General features: G+C 57.4%; 10 protein-coding genes. All 10 read left to right on the forward strand.

The features are described from left to right. Positions 1 to 68 precede the first annotated feature (68 nt). The gene (locus NSS83_RS24560; protein WP_341346707.1) at positions 69 to 1,016 is read left to right on the forward strand and encodes an ABC transporter permease subunit; all 948 of its coding nucleotides are present in this window, start codon (positions 69 to 71) and stop codon (positions 1,014 to 1,016) included. Between the two features lie 21 nt (positions 1,017 to 1,037). Beyond that, positions 1,038 to 1,958, forward strand: a complete 921-nt coding sequence (locus NSS83_RS24565; protein ID WP_341346708.1) for a carbohydrate ABC transporter permease — start codon at positions 1,038 to 1,040, stop codon at positions 1,956 to 1,958. A 79-nt stretch (positions 1,959 to 2,037) separates the two neighbouring features. Further along, positions 2,038 to 3,813 (forward strand): extracellular solute-binding protein, encoded by a 1,776-nt coding sequence (locus tag NSS83_RS24570; protein WP_341346709.1) that lies wholly within the window; start codon positions 2,038 to 2,040, stop codon positions 3,811 to 3,813. Between the two features lie 104 nt (positions 3,814 to 3,917). Next, complete coding sequence (locus tag NSS83_RS24575) at positions 3,918 to 6,956, forward strand: family 78 glycoside hydrolase catalytic domain (RefSeq protein ID WP_341346710.1); 3,039 nt, start codon at positions 3,918 to 3,920, stop codon at positions 6,954 to 6,956. Between the two features lie 89 nt (positions 6,957 to 7,045). Beyond that, on the forward strand, positions 7,046 to 9,970 hold the full coding sequence (locus tag NSS83_RS24580) for a sugar-binding domain-containing protein (RefSeq protein WP_341346711.1): 2,925 nt from the start codon (positions 7,046 to 7,048) through the stop codon (positions 9,968 to 9,970). A 13-nt stretch (positions 9,971 to 9,983) separates the two neighbouring features. Next, a complete protein-coding gene (locus tag NSS83_RS24585) occupies positions 9,984 to 12,701 on the forward strand; it encodes a family 78 glycoside hydrolase catalytic domain (protein ID WP_341346712.1) in 2,718 nt (905 codons plus the stop codon). Positions 12,702 to 12,714: 13 nt separating this feature from the next. Then, complete coding sequence (locus NSS83_RS24590; RefSeq protein ID WP_341346713.1) at positions 12,715 to 14,511, forward strand: L-fucose isomerase; 1,797 nt, start codon at positions 12,715 to 12,717, stop codon at positions 14,509 to 14,511. A 172-nt stretch (positions 14,512 to 14,683) separates the two neighbouring features. Next, the gene (locus NSS83_RS24595; RefSeq protein ID WP_341346714.1) at positions 14,684 to 15,469 is read left to right on the forward strand and encodes a nucleotidyltransferase domain-containing protein; all 786 of its coding nucleotides are present in this window, start codon (positions 14,684 to 14,686) and stop codon (positions 15,467 to 15,469) included. 553 nt (positions 15,470 to 16,022) lie between these two features. Beyond that, entirely contained in the window at positions 16,023 to 16,907 is an 885-nt protein-coding gene (locus NSS83_RS24600; protein WP_341346715.1) for a hypothetical protein, read from the forward strand. A gap of 30 nt (positions 16,908 to 16,937) precedes the next feature. Further along, positions 16,938 to 18,083: a 3-dehydroquinate synthase gene (gene aroB / locus NSS83_RS24605; RefSeq protein ID WP_341346716.1), complete on the forward strand. Its 1,146-nt coding sequence runs from the start codon at positions 16,938 to 16,940 to the stop codon at positions 18,081 to 18,083. Positions 18,084 to 18,149 lie beyond the last annotated feature (66 nt).

An 18,149-nucleotide genomic window follows, 5' to 3' on the forward strand; every position in this document is an offset into this window, starting at 1 on the left:
AAGCCTCTGATAGAAAGCGCTATCATGGAAATAAGAAAAGAGACAGAACAAGGAAAAGGAGAACCGCCATGGAGTACACCTACACCGCAAAATCAAAGCCCGTCAAGGCCAAAAAGCGCGTCAGACTGCTGCGCAAAGACGGTATTACACTGCTGCTGCTGGCCCTGCCGTTCGTGCTGTTCACCTTCGCGTTCAGTTACGTGCCGCTGTTCGGCTGGATTTACGCCTTCTTTGATTACAAGCCGGGCATTCCGCTGAGCCATTCCGCTTTCCTGGGACTGGAGAATTTCCGCTCGATGCTGACCGATCCGCGGATGGGACCGGTGCTGGTGAACACGCTGGCCTTAAGCCTGCTGTCCATCGCAACCGCGCCGATTCCGATGCTGCTGGCCATTCTGATCTCGGAGGTGCGCTCCGGCTGGTTCAAGCGGCTCGTCCAGACCGTGTCGACGCTTCCCCACTATATAAGCTGGATTATCGTATTCTCACTCGCGTTCAGTATGTTCAGCACGGAGGGCGCCGTTAACTCGATTATGACGAAGACAGGCATCGGCAGTCCGCCGGTGGACGTACTGGGCAACTACGAACGGGTATGGACGGTGCAGACAATGATGCTGCTCTGGAAAGGGGTCGGCTGGAGCGCAATCATCTACCTGGCCGCCATCGTCGGCATCGACAGCGAGCAGTACGATGCGGCCAAGGTGGACGGAGCCGGGCGCTTCCGCACAATCTGGCATATCACGCTGCCGAGCATTATGCCTACCTTCATCGTGCTGCTGCTGCTGTCCGTCAGCAATCTGCTGTCCGCCGGCTTTGAGCAATATCTGATCTTCAGCAACGTCATGATTGCCGACCGCATCGAGGTGCTGGACCTGTATGTGTACCGGCTCGGGCTGGTGACGGGCGACTACTCCTACTCAACAGCCGTAGGGATCTTCAAGACCGCCATCAGCGTGATTCTGCTCTTCACCGTGAATTTCCTGTCGAAGAAATTCCGCGGTCAAGGCATCGTATGACGAGGAAAGGAGCAACACCCCATGAGCACCTATGAAGAAACGCAAGTCTACCGGCGGCGCAGACGGATGGACTGGAAGGATGCCGCCTTCACTGTATGCAACTATCTTTTTCTGACCCTGCTGGTCATCGTGACGATCTACCCGTTCTACTACATCTTCATCTACTCGGTCAGCGATCCGATCGAAGCCCAGAAGGGCGTGCTCATCTGGCCTGCCGGATTCTCGCTGGAAGCCTACAAAGCAACGGTCAAGCTCCCTGGCATCTCTGATGCGGCGATCGTGACCGTCGCCCGGACGGTGCTTGGTACGCTCATTACCGTCTTCAGCTGCTCATTCTTCGCCTATCTCATTACCAAGGACGAAATGCCGCTGCGCAAGATGATCTACCGGTTCGTGCTGATCACGATGTATTTCAACGCCGGCTTCATTCCCTGGTATCTGACGATGAAGACGTACGGGCTGCAAAACAACTTTCTGCTGTATATCATACCGAGCGCCATTTCGGGCTTTAACATTATCCTGATCAAAACGTTCATCGAGCAGCTGCCGGCTTCGCTGGAGGAATCGGCCAAAATCGACGGCGCCGGTTACTTCAAAGTCTACACCAGCATCATCTTTCCGCTGTCGATGCCGATTATTGCTACCATTGCCGTATTTGCGGCGGTGGCCCAGTGGAATACTTGGTTCGACAACTTTTTTCTGGTCGAGAATCCGAAGCTGCAGACGTTGCAGCTGGTGCTGTACAACTTCCTCAACCAGTCGAGCAACCTGTCCAACATGACGACTGATCAGCTCACCCGGGGCGATCTCGTGCGGACACTGACGCCGCAGTCGATCCGGATGACGATTACGATGATCGTAACGCTTCCGATCGTGCTGGTGTATCCGATGCTGCAGCGGTATTTTGTCAAAGGGATCATGATGGGTGCGGTTAAAGGCTGAGGCGGGCTGGAAGAATACAACAAGGGATTATCCGGCGACCGCCGATAATTATAGACCATTACACAGGAGGGTTATCCGAATGAGACAAAAAAGAACGCTCCAACTGCTCCTTGCTTCGCTCATGACTGCATCCCTGGCGCTGTCCGCCTGCTCGAACGGAAACAATACCGGAGGGAATGCCGCAAGCAGCCCGCCTGCCGGGGGAACGAACTCGGCCGGTGCAGAGGCTACTGATTCCGGGAGCGCCAAAGAGCAGGTTACCCTGCGTGTGCTGATTATGGAAACCGGCTCCAAATGGAATACCCATCAGGACAGCGTGGTCGCTAAGGCGATTGCCGACAAGCTCGGCGTCAAAATTGAATACGTGGAGGCTGACGAGAACAAGTTCAACGTTCTGCTGGCCGGCGGCGATCTGCCTGACATCGTCCGGACCGATGTGAACAAGTTCCAGAAGCAGCTGATCGAGGGCGAGCTGATCGTGCCGCTGGACGATATGCTGGCTGAGCACGGCAAGGACATCAGCGCGAATGTCGGAACTGTAGTGGAATACAGCAAAAAGAACTGGAGCAACGGCACAGGCAAGCTGTACTTCCTGCCGCCTCAGGTTCAGTCCAAGCCCGGAACTTCCATTGCCCCAATCACGATCGGCCCTACGATCCGCTGGGACTGGTATAAGGAAATCGGCGCTCCTGCCATCAACACGATGGATGATCTGCTGGATGTAGTGGAGCAAATCGTGCAGAAGCACCCGCAAACCGAGGACGGCAAAAAGGTATACGGCGTCTCCATGTGGCAGGATTGGGGGCTGTGGCCTTACCTGATTCCGCCGATCATCTTCAACAAGCTGAGCGGGTCCACCAGCGACCTGACGGCAGCGCCGGTTGGCGGCAGCGAATTCATCAGCACGCTGACAGATGAATCGTCCAACTTCTGGACGGCGATGGACTTCTACAACAAGGCGAACCGCCGGGGACTGCTCGATCCCGATTCTCTGACGATGAAGAATAATGACTACATGGCTAAAGCGACAGCCGGCCAGATCGTGGTCGGACCCGCGACCTGGGCGATGGGCGACTTCAACGCCCAGCATGCTACAGACGGCAAAGGCTATATTGTAGTACCCGCCGGGAAGCTGGCCTGGACCGGGGCTGTGAATCCGCTCGGCTGGCAGGATAAGGCTTACTCTATTTCCAAGAGCTCCAAGAATCCCGACAAAGCGATGGAATTCCTGAACTACATTTTCTCTTACGAAGGCGCAAGAACGATGTATAACGGCGTTGAAGGCACGCACTGGAGCATGGTGGACGGCAAGCCGGTGCTGAGCGATGAGACGCTTGCGCTGAAAGCCGCCGGCGGGGCTCCGTATGAAGCGACTGGCCTGTCGCTCGACCGCAACATTATCGGCCTTGGCGGCGATATGATCAACCCGAACGATCAGATGCCGGTGGACCTGTTCACCTCGGAGGAAGCGCTGGCGAAGGCGGCTACTCCGTTGGAGAAGGATTTCGCCCAGCACTTCGGTGCTTCCTATTCGGGCGAGGTGTTCAAGAAGCTGATCGATGAAGGCAAGCTGGATACGTTCACCACCTGGATGAACGAAATGTCCGATGAGGAGATCATCAAGCGCAACACGGTTCCGGGCGTAACGCTGACCGATGCGCTGAAGAAGCAGGAGGCCGAGCTGAAGGAGCTCGCCGCCCGCGAAGCCGCCAAGATCATCCTGAGCAAGGATGACAAAACGTTCGAAGCCAACAAGCAGGCGGCACTGAAGGCGTTCCAGAAAGGCGGAGCCGACGAGTTCACCGCATGGTATAACGGGGAGGTCAAGAAGCTCAGAACGGAACACGGCCTGTAAACCGGGGATCGGTTAAAAGGCAACAGGACTATAGAGGTTAGGGGAGCTAAAGCCGGCCGGCTTTAGCTTTCCTCTTACCGTTTATTGGAGAGGAGTTGGTTAACATGATGCCGCATCAAGAACGCCCGGCTACGGACTGGACAGCGTCCTGGATTTGGGGCGGGGCGGAGGATTGGCCGCGCAACGAGTGGCGCTGCTTCCGGCGGGAGTTCGATCTGGCCTCCTGGCAAGGCGGGAGTGCAGAGCTATCCATCACGGCAGATGCCCGGTATGTGCTGTATGTTAACGGCGTGTTATGCGGCCGGGGACCTGCGCGCTCCTGGCCGGAGCAGCTCAGCTATCACATGCATGAGGTCGGCCATCTGCTGCATAGCGGCAGGAATAACATTGCCGTGCTCGTGATCAGCTTCGGAACTGCTACCTTTGCCTATGTTCCGGGCCGGGGCGGCTTACTGGCGCAGCTCGAGACGGTTGAAGCTGCCGCAGAGTCCGGCAGCGGGAGTGAAGTGCGGCGCTTCGTGCTCGGGACGGACGCTTCCTGGCAGACGGCGGCCCACGGCGGTTATGAACGCAGGGCACCGCGGATGTCCTGCCAGCTCGGATTCGCGGAGCGGGTGGACGGACGCCGCTGGCGCCCGGACTGGGCCAGCCCTCTTATGGAGGCGGAGCTTGATGCCGCCGGAGGCCCATGGGAACCGGCACGGGTGATCGCGGGGCCGGGGGAAGGGCCATGGACGGCGCTCATGCCGTCCGGGATTCCTGATCTGACGGAGCAGGTGGTCTGGCCGGTGCGGGTAGAATCGCTGAAGGCGGTCAAGCCCGCCGCCTGGACGGCCTTCCTCGATGTCCGGCAGGCGATGGAGCCCGGCGCGGCACTTCATGCTAATCCGGTATCGTTCGCAGGCTATGCCGTATTTACGATTCGCGCTGCAAGAGAATGCGAAGCCGTAATCGGGTTCGCTAATGGTTTTGGCCCGCTGCAGGGCTTGAACGTTAACGGGCGTTATTACTCTGTCCGGGATATGGAGGGAGAGCAGCCTGAGCGGTACCAGAGGGTGCTTCTCCGTCAGGGGGACAATTTCGCAGCGGTTGAGTTGGCAGGCACGGATCACGGCGGGGGATTACATTTCGGAATCGACTGCGGGCAGCCCTTCGAGGTGGTCTCGCCGCTGACCGGTCATGCCGAGCCGTCGCCCTTCCTGCTTGCCGGCCCGTTTGGGCTGCGCGTCCATATCGATCACCTGGCGGATTCCCATCCGCTGCAGGAATACCGCGGGTTTGGAGGGGACAGGGAATGGGATACCGCAGCTTGTCCGGAGCTCGGTATCCATGAAGGCATCCGGCTCTTGCCGGATGCGTCCGGACTGGATGCTTACACGGATTATATCCGGCCTGTGGAGCCCGCTCTCACCTCGGACTGCTCCGTGTTTACTGCTTGCGTCTGGAAAAGTGAAGAGGTTCCCCGGCCCGTACCTGTGCAAATGCACAATGTGTGTAACGCCAATCCGGTGCCTGCAATCATAGGTCAGGCACAGGCTGTAAGTCTGCATCAGGAGGCCGGGCTCCCGCCCGATACCGAGCTGATCCTCGACTTCGGACGGGAATGGTCCGGTTACCTGACCTTTGAAGTAGAGGCACCGGCCGGTACCATTATCGATTGTTACGGCTTCGAGTATTACAGCAAAGGATGGCGCCAGGACACTTACGGGCTGGACAATACGCTCCGTTATATTTGCCGTGAGGGGCGGCAAAGCTATACATCGCCCGTGCGGCGCGGGCTCCGTTACGTGATGCTAACGGTACGACGAGCGGAGGGGCCGGTGAAGCTCTACGGCTGCCGGATTTTCCAGAGCAACTACCCAGCAGCGGACATCGGCCGCTTCCACTGCTCCGACGCCTTGTTAAACGATATATGGGAAATCAGCCGCCATACCACCCGGGTATGCATGGAGGATACGTTCGTGGATTGCCCCGCCTATGAGCAGGTATTCTGGGTCGGAGACAGCCGGAATGAGGCGTTGGTGAGCTATTATCTCTTCGATGCGGCCGATCTGGTCAAAAGATGCCTTGCGCTCGTTCCCGGCTCTGCGCAGCAGACCGGCGGGCTGTATGCCGACCAGGTTCCGAGCGGCTGGAGCAGCGTAATCCCGAACTGGACGTTCTTCTGGGTTACGGCTTGTCTGGAATATGCCCGGCATACCGGGGACACCCGGTTCGCCGCCGGGATGTGGCCCAAGGTCAGGCTGACGCTGGACCGCTACCTGGAGCATATTGACAGCAGAGGGCTGCTCTATATTAAAGCCTGGAATCTGCTGGACTGGGCACCGATCGAGCAGCCGAACGACGGTGTCGTCACCCATCAGAATGCAGTGCTGCTCCGCACGCTGCACGATGCTGCCGAGCTTGCTGTGATGGGCGGTGCGGCCGGGGAGAGCGGGCGATACCGGGAGGCGGCAGCAGCGTTGAAGGAGGCGGTCAACCGGCAGCTGTGGTCGGAGGAACGGCAGGCTTATGTGGACTGCATTTATCCGGACGCAGCGGTGTCCGTGTCGTTCAGTATGCAGACTCAGGTCATGGCGCTGCTCTGCGGGGCAGCGGAGGGTGAGCGGAAGGAACAGCTTATCCGGTATTTGTCCGGTCCGCCTGCTGATTTTGTGGGGATCGGAAGTCCGTTTATGGCCTTTTTCTACTATGAGACGCTTGCTCAGGCCGGCAATGTGCAGCTGATGCTGGACGATATGCGCGGGGTCTACGGGCAGATGATTGAGCATGAGGCGACGGCCTGCTGGGAGATGTACCCGAATTTCAAGGAGAACCGGGCGAATCCGAAGCTGCTCACCCGCAGCCATTGCCATGCCTGGTCGGCGGCTCCGGGTTATTTCCTGGGAGCCTGGATACTGGGAGTACGCCCGGCAGCGCCAGGCTGGAGCCGGGTACTGATCTCACCTCAGCCGGGCGGTCTCCGCTGGGCCAAGGGTGCAGTTCCGCTGCCTGGCGGCGGCCGGATTGATGTAGAGTGGAGCATCGCGGAGGAGGACGGAGCATCCGTCTTCCGGCTGGAGGTGACCGCTCCGCATGACACCGAGCTCGACATTCAACCCCCGGACGGCTTCAAGCCGCAGGTCTCGGTAACTGTGCTATAGACCGGTCTGTATCGCGAAGCAGCAGCCGGTACGTTTCCAACGGCACAGTGCAAATCAAGTCATCACGTTACGAAAAGAGGATGCCGATCATGGCCGACATTTCCTGTTACCGCCCTATAGCTGGCGTTCGATATCTCGATGAAATCCAAGATGAAGTCTATGCCCGGTCTTCCCTTCACGGCGATTCGCTGATTGAAGCGGAGAGCCGGATGCCTGTAAGATCAGTTGCCGCCTGCCGGGCGGATGAATATCCGGCGGGTGAAGCAGCTTCAGCCGGGACTCTCTCGCTTTCGGGGACATGGCGGATGAAGGGCGGTGCCCCCGCCGATCCGGGCGATCCGCCGCCCAATACCGGCTGGTTCGGCCGCAAGGCCACAGCCGCTGAAGGGATGGAGGAGGGCTGGTATAAGCCCGGCTGCGACCGCAGCGGCTGGCATGAGGTTCAGGTACCGGTAACAGTACAGAAAGCGCTGCTTGAGCTGGGTCTGATGAAGGACCCCTTCTGGAATGCTAATATACTCGACGAACTAGAGGAGCACGGGCAGCCGCCGGAAACGCCGGTATGGTTCCGCCGTACGCCCGCCGAGACAAGGGACTGGTGGTTCGCCAGATCGTTTGAGCTGCCCAAGGAGTGGCAGGGCCTCCGGCTGACGCTTTCGTTTGCAGGCATCGACTATTCCGCCACCGTGTTTGTAAACGGAGTATCGCTTGGCCATCACAAGGGGATGTTCGGCGGGCCTGAGCTGGATATTACCGGGCTGGCCCTGTTCGGCGCTCCGAACGAGGTTGTGGTCCGCGTCGATCAGGCGCCGCAGTCCTGGAACGGCCTGCTGAAGGGCAGCCCTGGCTTCGGCTGGCATTACGGTCACCTGATCTCGATGGGCATCTGGAGAGAGGTGCTCGTGCGGGCTGAAGCGGAGCTGAAGATAGCCGATCCGTTCGTGTCTACAGTCTCCATAAGCCCGGATGAGGCGGTGCTGTCCGTGGAGTACTCGGTGGTCAGCAGTCAAGCGGAGCCGGTTCCGGTTACTGTGCAGGGAATCATCCGCAGACAAGGAAGCCCGTCTGTAAACGGCAGCGTACCGGGGCTGGATGGCAAGAGCGGTGAGCACTGCTTCTCGAATGAGGTTATGGTTTCATACGGCGTAAACCGTCTCCGGACGGAGGTCCGCCTTGCTCGTCCGTCTCTTTGGTGGCCGTCGGGTTACGGCGAACAGGCGTTGTACCGGCTGGAGTTGAGCCCGGCTGCCGATGGCGCGGGCACCGTATCGGAGGCTTATACTGTCTTCGGCATTCGGACAATCGAAATGCTTCCGGCCGCTGCAAGCGAGCCCGAAGCGCACTACCGCTGGCAGTTCGTCATTAACGGGGTGCCGATGTTTATCAAGGGGGCGAACTGGTGCTGGCCGGACCCGCTGCTGGAGCAGCGCGGGGAGCTGTATGAACGGCTGCTGGAGCTGGCGCGCAGAGGACATTTGGGCATGCTGCGGGCCTGGGGCGGAGGACTTGTCGAAGGCGGCATGTTCTACCGGCTGTGCGATGAGAAAGGCATTATGGTCTATCAGGAGTTTCCGCTCTGCTGGGGTCCCCCGGATTCGCCGCATACGGACCTCGGCGTCATCGACCGCCAGGTGACCGGCGCGGTGAAGCGGCTGCGCAATCATCCCTCGCTTGTCATGTGGGGCGGCGGCAACGAGAACGGCCCTCACGGCGGTGCGGATGAAGGACTGTTCCTGACGGGCAGACGCTGCCGCGGCTTCGATCCGTCCCGACCGTTCCACCGGACCGATCCCTGGGGCGGAAGTGTGCATAACTGGAATGTGTATCACGGCGGGGAACCGCTGGCTGAGGCGACGCTGGCGATGCCATCCGTATTCTACGGGGAGTTCGGCATACCCAGTATGCCTGACAGGTCCAGCTGCCTACGTTTCATCCCTGAGGAGGAGCTGGCCTCGTATCCCCCTACGGAGGATAGCCGGGGCTGGAAGGCCCATTTTCACCAGTTCGGGCTGAAAGATATCATCAAAGTCATGCGCTATGGCGCATACGGGCCGATCAGGAGCTGGGACGATTATATCCGGTATTCCCAGACGGCGCAGGGAGATTCCATCCGCTTTACGGCGGATATGCAGCGGGCGCAGACCGGCGGAGCGTGCACCGGCTTCTGGTATTACAAATTCACTGACCTGTTCCCGGGCCATTCCTGGGGGATCGTCGATTTCTACGGGTCGCCCAAGCTGTCCTATTACCGGGCCAAACAGTCCTGCCGGCCGGAGAACGCCTTGTTGACCTTCGCCAAAACGGACGGCTGGAAGGCAGGTGAGCGGTTTGCAGCCGATCTGTACGCGGTCAGCGATACGCTGGCCGGGTTAGCGGAATGTTCCGTCACAGTCACCTTGTATAACAGCCAATTAACTGCAATGGAAACATACCGCCATATGGGCCTTAGGCTGAAGCCGGGAACCGCCCTGCACATTGGCAGCCTCTCTATGGAGCTGCCGTCCGAAGAACAGATCCGTCCCTTTATTGCGGCTGTGACGCTCCGTGCAGAGAACGGCAGCCTGCTGTCCGATCAATGGTATTTCTTTAACGCCCAGTCCAAGCCGGAGGAACTGCTTGCATTCGAACGCAGCCATCTTCAGGACGGCAACGAATACCCGGGTGAAGAAGCGCAGCGTGCGTTTGAACTGTATGCCAATCTAAAGTCCGCGCCGCTGCTGACTTTACCGCCCGCTGTGCTGGAATGGGAAGCAGAGCGAACCGCAGACGGAGGAGCTTTTAGGATACGCAACACCGGCACTGTTCCGGCTGTCAGGGTGACAATCGGCGGCTTCCCGGAAGAATGGAGCTGCTTCCTCGAAGATAACGATTTCGGTCTGCAGCCGGGAGAGGAGCGGCGGGTTCCGTATACTGCCGGAGCGGATATCTCTCTGGAGGGTGTAACGCTAAGTGCATGGAACGCTGCGGCGGTCCCGCCCGCTTCAGTAGAAGGCATAGCGCGGAATGAACGATAGAGGAGGAACGAAGATGGACGACCGTAACGGCAGCATCATAACAAACGCTTGGCAAGCGAGCTGGATTACAAGGCCGGTGGAGGATCATTACGCATGGGCCGGGTACAGCGTCAGCGTATCCATACAACTGGAACGAGGCCGCGCCGTTCTGCTGTTCGGCTATCAATCAGAGGAATGCCATTATACATGTGCACTCGATGCGGGAGCGGGTACAGTAAGTCTGTTCTCCGTAGAAGACGGGCGGGCACAAGCATTGGGGACGGCGGAAGCGCCCGGACTCATCCGGAGGGAACAGGCAGAGTCGGGCAACGGTTCGGAGGTTCTGCTCGAACTGCTGCAAAGTGACGAAACAATGATTGCCCGTATAAATGGGCAGCAGATGATGGCGGTCCCGGCCGCTCCGTTTACTGGAACGGTGGGCTTCCGCACGGAAGCCGGGAGCAGTGCCGTGTTCCGTGAGCTGCGCGTATCCGATGCCATGGGCCGCGCTCTTTATGTGAACCGCCTCTATGACCCGGATACGATCCATTTCACGGCAGGCGAAGTTGATCGCTCTGGCAGCGGATTAAGGCTGGTAGAGAACGAAACGTCACTCTGCACCTCTCCGATTCCTGTAGACAGTCCCTTGTTTCGCCGGGAGTTCAGGTTCTCCGCCGGAATCAGGAAGGCGGTCATCCGGGTATACGCGCTCGGCTGGTACGAGCTGACTGTTAACGGACATAAGCCAGACCGGCGTGTACTTGCTCCGGCCAACACCCCTTACGGGCGGCGGCTGCTGTACGATACCTATGATGTCACCGGACTTCTCCGCTCCGGCGGGAATGCCATCGGTTTGTGGCTCGGCAACGGCTACAATCATAATTACTCCCGCTGGGGCTGGAAATGGAAGCGGGATAAGGCGGTCATTCTGGAGCTGGCTGCAGAGCTTGAGGATGGCAGCAGCGTTATTGTAGGAACCGATGAATCCTGGGCCTGTACGGACAGCCCTATTCTAATGAACGACATTTACGATGGGGAGACCTTTGACGGCCGTCTGATTCCCGTGGGCTGGAATCTGGCCGGATATACCGGGGATGAGCCATGGCGTCCGGTCAGGCTTGCGGAACCGCCTGAAGGGGAGCTGCTGCCCAATCTGCAGCCGCCGGTGATGCCCTTTGAGCCGCTCGCCCCGGTCCGCGTCCTGCGACCAAGGGAAGGCACGCTGGTGTACGATTTCGGCCAAAATATAGCGGGATGGGTAAGGATATCCGTCCAGGGTCAGTCAGGACAGCGTATAACAATGAAATATAGTGAGCTTATTGACGATCAGGGGAACATCGATCCCTGGACCAACCGGAATGCCAGAGCAACGGATGTGTATATTTTGCGGGGTGCACAGGTGCCGGCTGAATCCGCAGAACATCAAGCGGAGATGTACGAGCCGCGGTTCACCTATCACGGCTTCCGCTATGTAGAGATTACCGGAGATAAAGAACCGGAGTCCATTATTGCTATTCCTATCCATGCCAACGTTGCCGCAGCCGGAACATTCACCTGCTCCGATCCGCTGCTGAACCGGATTCAGAGCAATATCCGCTGGTCGTACCTGAACAATCTGGTCAGCATTCCGACGGACTGCTGTCAGCGCGACGAGCGGACACCCTGCCTGATGGATTCCGCCGTCGTGGAGGAAGCTGGCATTCATAACTTCGATATGCAGGCATATTACCGCAAATGGCTGGGCGATATCGCGGACAGCGAATCGAACCCGGATTGGAGCGGAGACAAGGTATCTCTGCCCTGGCATCTGTATTGGTATTACGGAGACATTGGCCTACTCGAAGACAGTTACCCGGCGATGAAATCGTATGTGGAGCATCTGGCTGCCAAATGGCCTGCGGGACTGGTGAAGGAGGGCTTTGGAGACTGGTGCCCGCCTAATGAGGACGGCTGGGACGCTTATTTTCATGAAGTCGAACTGGTGAATACCGCCTTGTATTACAGGCTGGCCGTCATCGTGTCGGAAACCGCCGGAGTGCTGGGACTGGAAGAAGACCGCTCCCGTTACGAAGCGTTAGGTCAATCGGTGGCTGAAGCGTTCCATTCCCGGTTTCACCAAGGGGAGGGCGTGTACGGCAGCGGGTCGCAGACCGCGCAATTGCTGCCGCTGGCCTATGGTCTAGTTCCTGCCGACCTCGTACACGCTGCGGCGCGAAGACTGGCTGAGGCCATTGCGGAGCAAGGCGGCCGGCTGGCAACGGGTATTTACGGAACGCGTTACCTGATGGATGTTCTGGCCGATCACGGGGATATCGATCTGGCGCTCCAAATCCTGCGCAGTACGGAATATCCCGGGTTCGGCTATCAGATCGGCCAGGGCGCTACGACCCTGTGGGAGCAGTGGAGTCCCAAGGGTGCCATGCATTCGCATGACCATGCCATGTTCGGCGGGATTGGCGCGTCCTTCTATACCCGGCTGGCCGGCATCCGCCCGCTGGCTCCAGGCTACGAACGGATTCTGATTCATCCGTATATTCCGCAGGACCTGGATTCGGCCGCGGCTGAATTCCTCTCGGTCAGGGGGCTGATCCGCTCGGAATGGTCGCGGACGGCCGGGGAGCTTGTGCTGACAGTCGTTGTGCCGCCTGACACGAGCGCCGTTATTATGCTCCCGCCGTCTGGCGGGCAAGAAACAGCGGCACGGGTGAGCCATGAAGCCGGCCCGGGCCGGCACCAATTTACAGTGTATTAAAAAGGAGGAGCTTATGGCGGATTTGGATTTTACACATCGTTATGCAGGCGGTTTTCCCAAGATCGGCATCCGTCCGGTCATTGACCGCCGCAAGCAGGTGAAGGCGGCATTGAAGGGGATGACGATGGCGCTTGCGCATGAAGCCGCAGCCGTGATCTCGTCATCCGTCCGCAACCCCGACGGCTCGCCCGCAGAGGTCATCGTGTTCGATACCTGCATTTCCGGGCTGCCCGAGGCGGCCCGCTGCTCGGAGCAGTTCCGCAAGGCAGGGGTTGGCGTAATCGTAACCGTGGCCAGCGGGTGGTGTTATCCTCTGGAGACGATGGAGACGGACCCGTCCTTGCCTCACGCGGTCTGGGGCTTTAACGGTACGGGGCGTCCCGGAGCCGTATATCTGGCCGCTCTTCATGCCGCCCATAACCAGAAGGGGCTGCCGGTATTCAAAATCTACGGCCGTCACATCCAGGACAGCGGGGAGCGGTCGCTGCCGGAGGATGTACAGGATAAACTGACCCGTTTCGCACGTGCAGGGCTTGCGGCCGCCCTGCTGCGGGGCAAATCATATTTGTCGATCGGCTCCGTCTCCATGGGGATCGCAGGCTGTGTTGTGAATGAGGATTTCTACCGGCATTATCTCGGCATGACCAACGCTTATGTAGATATGACGGAGGTGACGCGCAGGCTGGACGCCGGAATTTACGATCCGGAGGAGTTTAAGATCGCAATGGACTGGGTGTCCCGCTTCTGCCGGGAAGGGCCCGACCCGAACGCAGAGGAGGAGCGTATTCCGGCAGACCGCAAGCGGGCGAACTGGGCAACCTCTGTTCAAATGGCGATGATTGTCCGCGACCTCATGACCGGTAACCCGCGGCTGGCTCAGCTTGGCTTCGAGGAAGAGGCTTACGGCTACAACGCCATCGCCTCCGGCTTCCAGGGGCAGCGGGAGTGGACCGACCATAACCCGAGCGCTGATGTGCTGGAGGCGGTGCTGTGCAGCTCGTTCGACTGGAACGGTATCCGCGAGCCTTACACGGTCGCGACGGAGAACGACAATCTGAACGCCGTGACCATGCTGTTCAATCATTATTTATCGCATACCGCGCAGATCTTCGCCGATGTGCGGGCGTACTGGAGCCCGGAAACCGTCCGGCGCGTCACGGGCTGGACACCGGAAGGCCCTGCCGCCGGCGGCTTTATCCATTTGATCAATTCCGGCCCTGCCGCGCTGGACGGAACCGGGGAACAGCGCAGAGAGGGACAGCCGGTCATGAAGCCGCACTGGGAGATCAGCGGCGAAGAGGCTGAAGCCTGTCTCGCGGCAACAAGCTGGCGGCCGACCTATATGGATCAGTTCGCGGGCGGCGGCTACTCGACGGATTTTACGACCAGAGGCGGTATGCCGGTAACGATGTCGCGCATCAATCTGGTGGATGGGCTGGGGCCTGTGCTTCAGCTGGCGGAGGGGTATACGCTTGAGCTGCCGGAGGATGTGCACGATGCGCTCGATTTGCGGACCACGCCGACCTGGCCAACGACCTGGTTTGTGCCGAATACGGTGCCGGGTGATCCGGTATTCGAGGATGTGTACGCCGTAATGGAGGCGTGGGGCTCCAACCACTGCGCGGTCAGCTATGGCCATATCGGCGCCGATCTCATTACGCTGGCGAGCATTCTGCGGATTCCGGTCAACATGCACAATGTGGGAAGGAGCCGCCTGTTCCGTCCCAGCGCCTGGAGCGCATTCGGCACCAAGGACCCTGAAGGCGCCGACTTCCGCGCCTGCGCCGCCTACGGGCCATTATATTCATAGATTCCTGCTGTACGCATAAGCCTGGCTCCGGATATGTCCGGGGCCGGGCTTTTAAGACGATTAATTCATTCGGGGGATTGCGGGAATTTCAAAAGTGGAATATTATTTAGTTGTAATTAATGTATTTGCTTATTAATTAATGTTTATATTAATTTATTGGAGTGGATGTATTATGTATCCCCATCATCAAGCAGCCATTGATGCCATCACCAACAAGCTTAAAGCCAGACCCGACGTACAAGGGATCATCATCGGAGGCTCCGTGGCGCATGGCTTTGCGGGCGAAACCTCAGATATCGACATTATGATCGTCCTTTCTGAAGAGGATTACAAGAAAGCTTCTTCCACCCGTAATCTTGGGTATTTCGAAACGGAATCCTGTTCTTATGAAGGCGGTTACGTGGACGGGAAAGTTGTATCCGCTTCCTACATCAAGCAAGTGGCTGAATCCGGCAGCGATCCTGCTAAGTTCGCATTCCAGGATGCGTTTGTCACCTATTCCAATATCGAGGGGCTCAAGCAGTTGGTCCAAGACGCTCCCCGGTATCCGGTGGAGAAAAAGGCGGAGAACATGCAGAAGTTCTATGCACAATTCGAAACCTGGAAATGGTATTATTACGAAGGACTGAAACGCAATAATCGATTATTAATCGACTACTGTTTGACCCAATATGCCTTTTTCGCAGGCAGGCTGATTTTGGTACATAACGAAACGCTGTTCCCTTCTTATAAGTGGTTCTTAAAGGTTCTGGAAGGGGTTCAAAAGAAGCCGGAGAATTTGTTGGCGGACATCCACCGGCTACTGGAAGAACGAACGCCGGAAGCCGTTGAGAATCTGTACGAGAGTATTGTGGAATTTAATAACTGGTATCAGGCAGAGCATCATTGGACGGTTCAGTTCATGATGGATAGCCAGCTGAACTGGATGGACGGACCGGTTCCGGTTCTCGATTTATAAACTGTTCCGCTAACGGGACACGTTTGTTCAATGAAACAGCGACAGTCCAGGACTTTATTTTCTTGTCTTGGCTGTCGCTGTTTCAATTTCAACGCTCAGTCTATAACTTGTTTTATGGAGTCTAACGGTTGCGAAAAATCGAACACAATATGCTGCTGCGCCGGGGGAAGGGCCCCACTCCACAGCCAGTAGCATTTATAAAGGAATCCTGCAAGATGTGCAACAATGCGGCTCCATAGAAGCGGCCTATGCTGAAATCCTGCACCAAATGCAACAAATCCAGTACAAACTTGCTCTAAACACCGAAATTTGTGCAAATAATGCAACAATGTAGCGTAACCCGTAACTTTTTTTAAGGAATCCTGCAAATAGTGCAACAATGCTGCTCCTTACAAGCGGCTGGTAAGAGAATGCATCAGCATTCTTCACCCGCAGGGTGATTTTGTTCTGCCGTCACGCAGGAACCCTCCTAAATTATGTTATAATATTCCGGAAATATGTTCTGTGCGGTTGGTTGCAGGGAGTGGGAATTCTAAGAGGGGTAGGGAAGCGTGTGCTATGGACAGCAAGTCTATCCAGTCTGTTGCTGAAGCCGGATAACCGGCAGCGGCACAACGAATTACTTCAGGAAATCGCCAGTTATATCAGCAACCATATCCTGAATCATCCGCTGCTTACGGAGGATTGCGGGTACATCAGTATCCTGCTGGATGGATCAACGGCGCTCGGGATTGTGGACGACAGCTCGGATATCGATCTGATCGTAGTCTGCCGGGATGAACGCTATGAGCCGATTACGAGCCGGTTTGAACAGGCGGGGCTGATCCCGGAGGGAAGCAGCTTGTTTGTAGATGTGCATCTGCCCAGCGGCAAAACAGGACATTACACTCTGCTCAAATTATCGGAGTTGGAGAAGTTGCTGGGGAAGGGGCAACTGGACTGGCTGTGGAATGCATCCGTTTCCTGTCTCTATCATGATCCGCTGGACCTGAAGACGCTGTTTGCGCAAGCGGTTCCACTGCCTTCAGATCTTCTGATGAGCCTGCGGAAGAAGACATACATAGACCTTAGGAGTGCTGCCAAAAGCCTGGATAATCCCGTGCGCCGGGGAGAGGCTTTCCCGATTCTTTTTCAGGCGGTGGAGGTGTTCAAGCAGTCTTTACGTTGTGCCATCACGGTTGAGGGCTACCCCTATCCGTATGACAAATGGCTTGTACAGGTAGCAGAGCAGCTTCCAGTAGGGAAAAGGGTGCTTGATTGCATGAAGGATTTCCGGCGCTACCTATCAGAAGATATGTCCTACGTGCCGATGTACCAGGAGGATAACAGCTTTGTTAAGATGGAGAAGCGCGTCCGACAGGTGCTGCTGGAGGAATTCCGCCTGCGCGGGGTAGACGAGCCTTGGCTGGTGGAATGGTGGAAGTACTTCGAGGAATGAAGGGATAAATACAAGAAAGGAGCAACACCCATGTCCAAAAGCTTGGAGGTAACACTCCAAAAAGTAGTCGATCACTCGTACTCTATTGAAATTGGTGAGCATCTGTTCAGTTCCCTGATCAGCGATTTGCGTCAGGGGCTTGTAAGTGGAGCCAGCAAATATGCAATTATTACAGATTCTACGGTGGAACCGTTGTATGGCCGTGCTTTACTAGAGCTGCTACGTAATGAAGGATTCCAAGCAGAACTTTTCTCCTTTCCGGCAGGTGAGAACTCGAAGACCCGGGATACGAAGGCGCTGCTGGAGGATCAATTGCTAAGTCATGCCTACGGCAGAGACTGTTGTATCATTGCGGTGGGCGGTGGAGCGGTAACGGATCTGGCGGGGTTTGTGGCAGGGACTTTTGGCCGGGGCGTACCTTCTCTGAATTATGCTACCACCCTGCTGGCAGCAGCGGACGCTTCTGTGGGCGGCAAAACAGGCGTGAACACCCCAGTCGCTACCAACCTGATCGGCGTATTCCACCAGCCCCGTAAAGTATACATAGATTTGGCAGCTTGGCGCACACTTCCGGCCCGTGAATTCAGAAGCGGTCTGGCCGAGACCATTAAGCACGCCTGTATGAGCGATGAGCAGTTCTTCAGCTACCTGGAAGCGAACATGGACAGAATTATTACGGAGGATGGGGAGCTGATCCTGGATGCCGAAGTGTGCGAGCATATCGCGCTGACAAATTGCCGGATTAAGTATGAAGTGGTGGAGCAGGACGAGCATGAGCATAACCTGCGGCAAATTCTGAATCTGGGGCACACGGCCGGCAGGGCGCTTGAGGCGCTAAGCGGTTACCGGCTGATGCATGGCGAAGCCATTGCTGTGGGACTTGTCATCCAGGCGAGACTGGGGGCGAAGTACGGATATATGACGGAGGAAGAGGCTGATCGTGTAGCGGCTCTGCTGAAGAAGGCCGGTCTGCCGACAGAGATCCCAGAGTATATTACAAACCGGGCGCTCCTAGAGAAGATGTACACGGACAAAAAAGTGCGCAGCGGCCGCATCCGCTTCGTCTTCCAGGACGGCATTGGGGCGATGAAGCGTTTTGCTGACGGCTCGTATTCCGTTGCGGTAGAGGAGTCAGAGGTGATGGAGCTGCTGGAAGAGTTACGCGCAATCCATTAATCACTCTCGATTTCATTTATGATGAACACGGGCCAACCCGATTTTCACTCTGCAAAAGTTGAGTTG

Source organism: Paenibacillus sp. FSL H3-0469 (assembly GCF_038051945.1).
In the GTDB taxonomy this organism is placed as follows: Bacteria; Bacillota; Bacilli; order Paenibacillales; family Paenibacillaceae; genus Paenibacillus_AQ.

Bases quoted from the DNA above. Each gene is read 5' to 3' on its own strand.
- NSS83_RS24560 (WP_341346707.1), top strand. From the start codon at position 69: ATGGAGTACACCTACACCGCAAAATCAAAGCCCGTCAAGGCCAAAAAG.
- NSS83_RS24565 (WP_341346708.1), top strand. From the start codon at position 1,038: ATGAGCACCTATGAAGAAACGCAAGTCTACCGGCGGCGCAGACGGATG.
- NSS83_RS24570 (WP_341346709.1), top strand. From the start codon at position 2,038: ATGAGACAAAAAAGAACGCTCCAACTGCTCCTTGCTTCGCTCATGACT.
- NSS83_RS24575 (WP_341346710.1), top strand. From the start codon at position 3,918: ATGATGCCGCATCAAGAACGCCCGGCTACGGACTGGACAGCGTCCTGG.
- NSS83_RS24580 (WP_341346711.1), top strand. From the start codon at position 7,046: ATGGCCGACATTTCCTGTTACCGCCCTATAGCTGGCGTTCGATATCTC.
- NSS83_RS24585 (WP_341346712.1), top strand. From the start codon at position 9,984: ATGGACGACCGTAACGGCAGCATCATAACAAACGCTTGGCAAGCGAGC.
- NSS83_RS24590 (WP_341346713.1), top strand. From the start codon at position 12,715: ATGGCGGATTTGGATTTTACACATCGTTATGCAGGCGGTTTTCCCAAG.
- NSS83_RS24595 (WP_341346714.1), top strand. From the start codon at position 14,684: ATGTATCCCCATCATCAAGCAGCCATTGATGCCATCACCAACAAGCTT.
- aroB (WP_341346716.1), top strand. From the start codon at position 16,938: ATGTCCAAAAGCTTGGAGGTAACACTCCAAAAAGTAGTCGATCACTCG.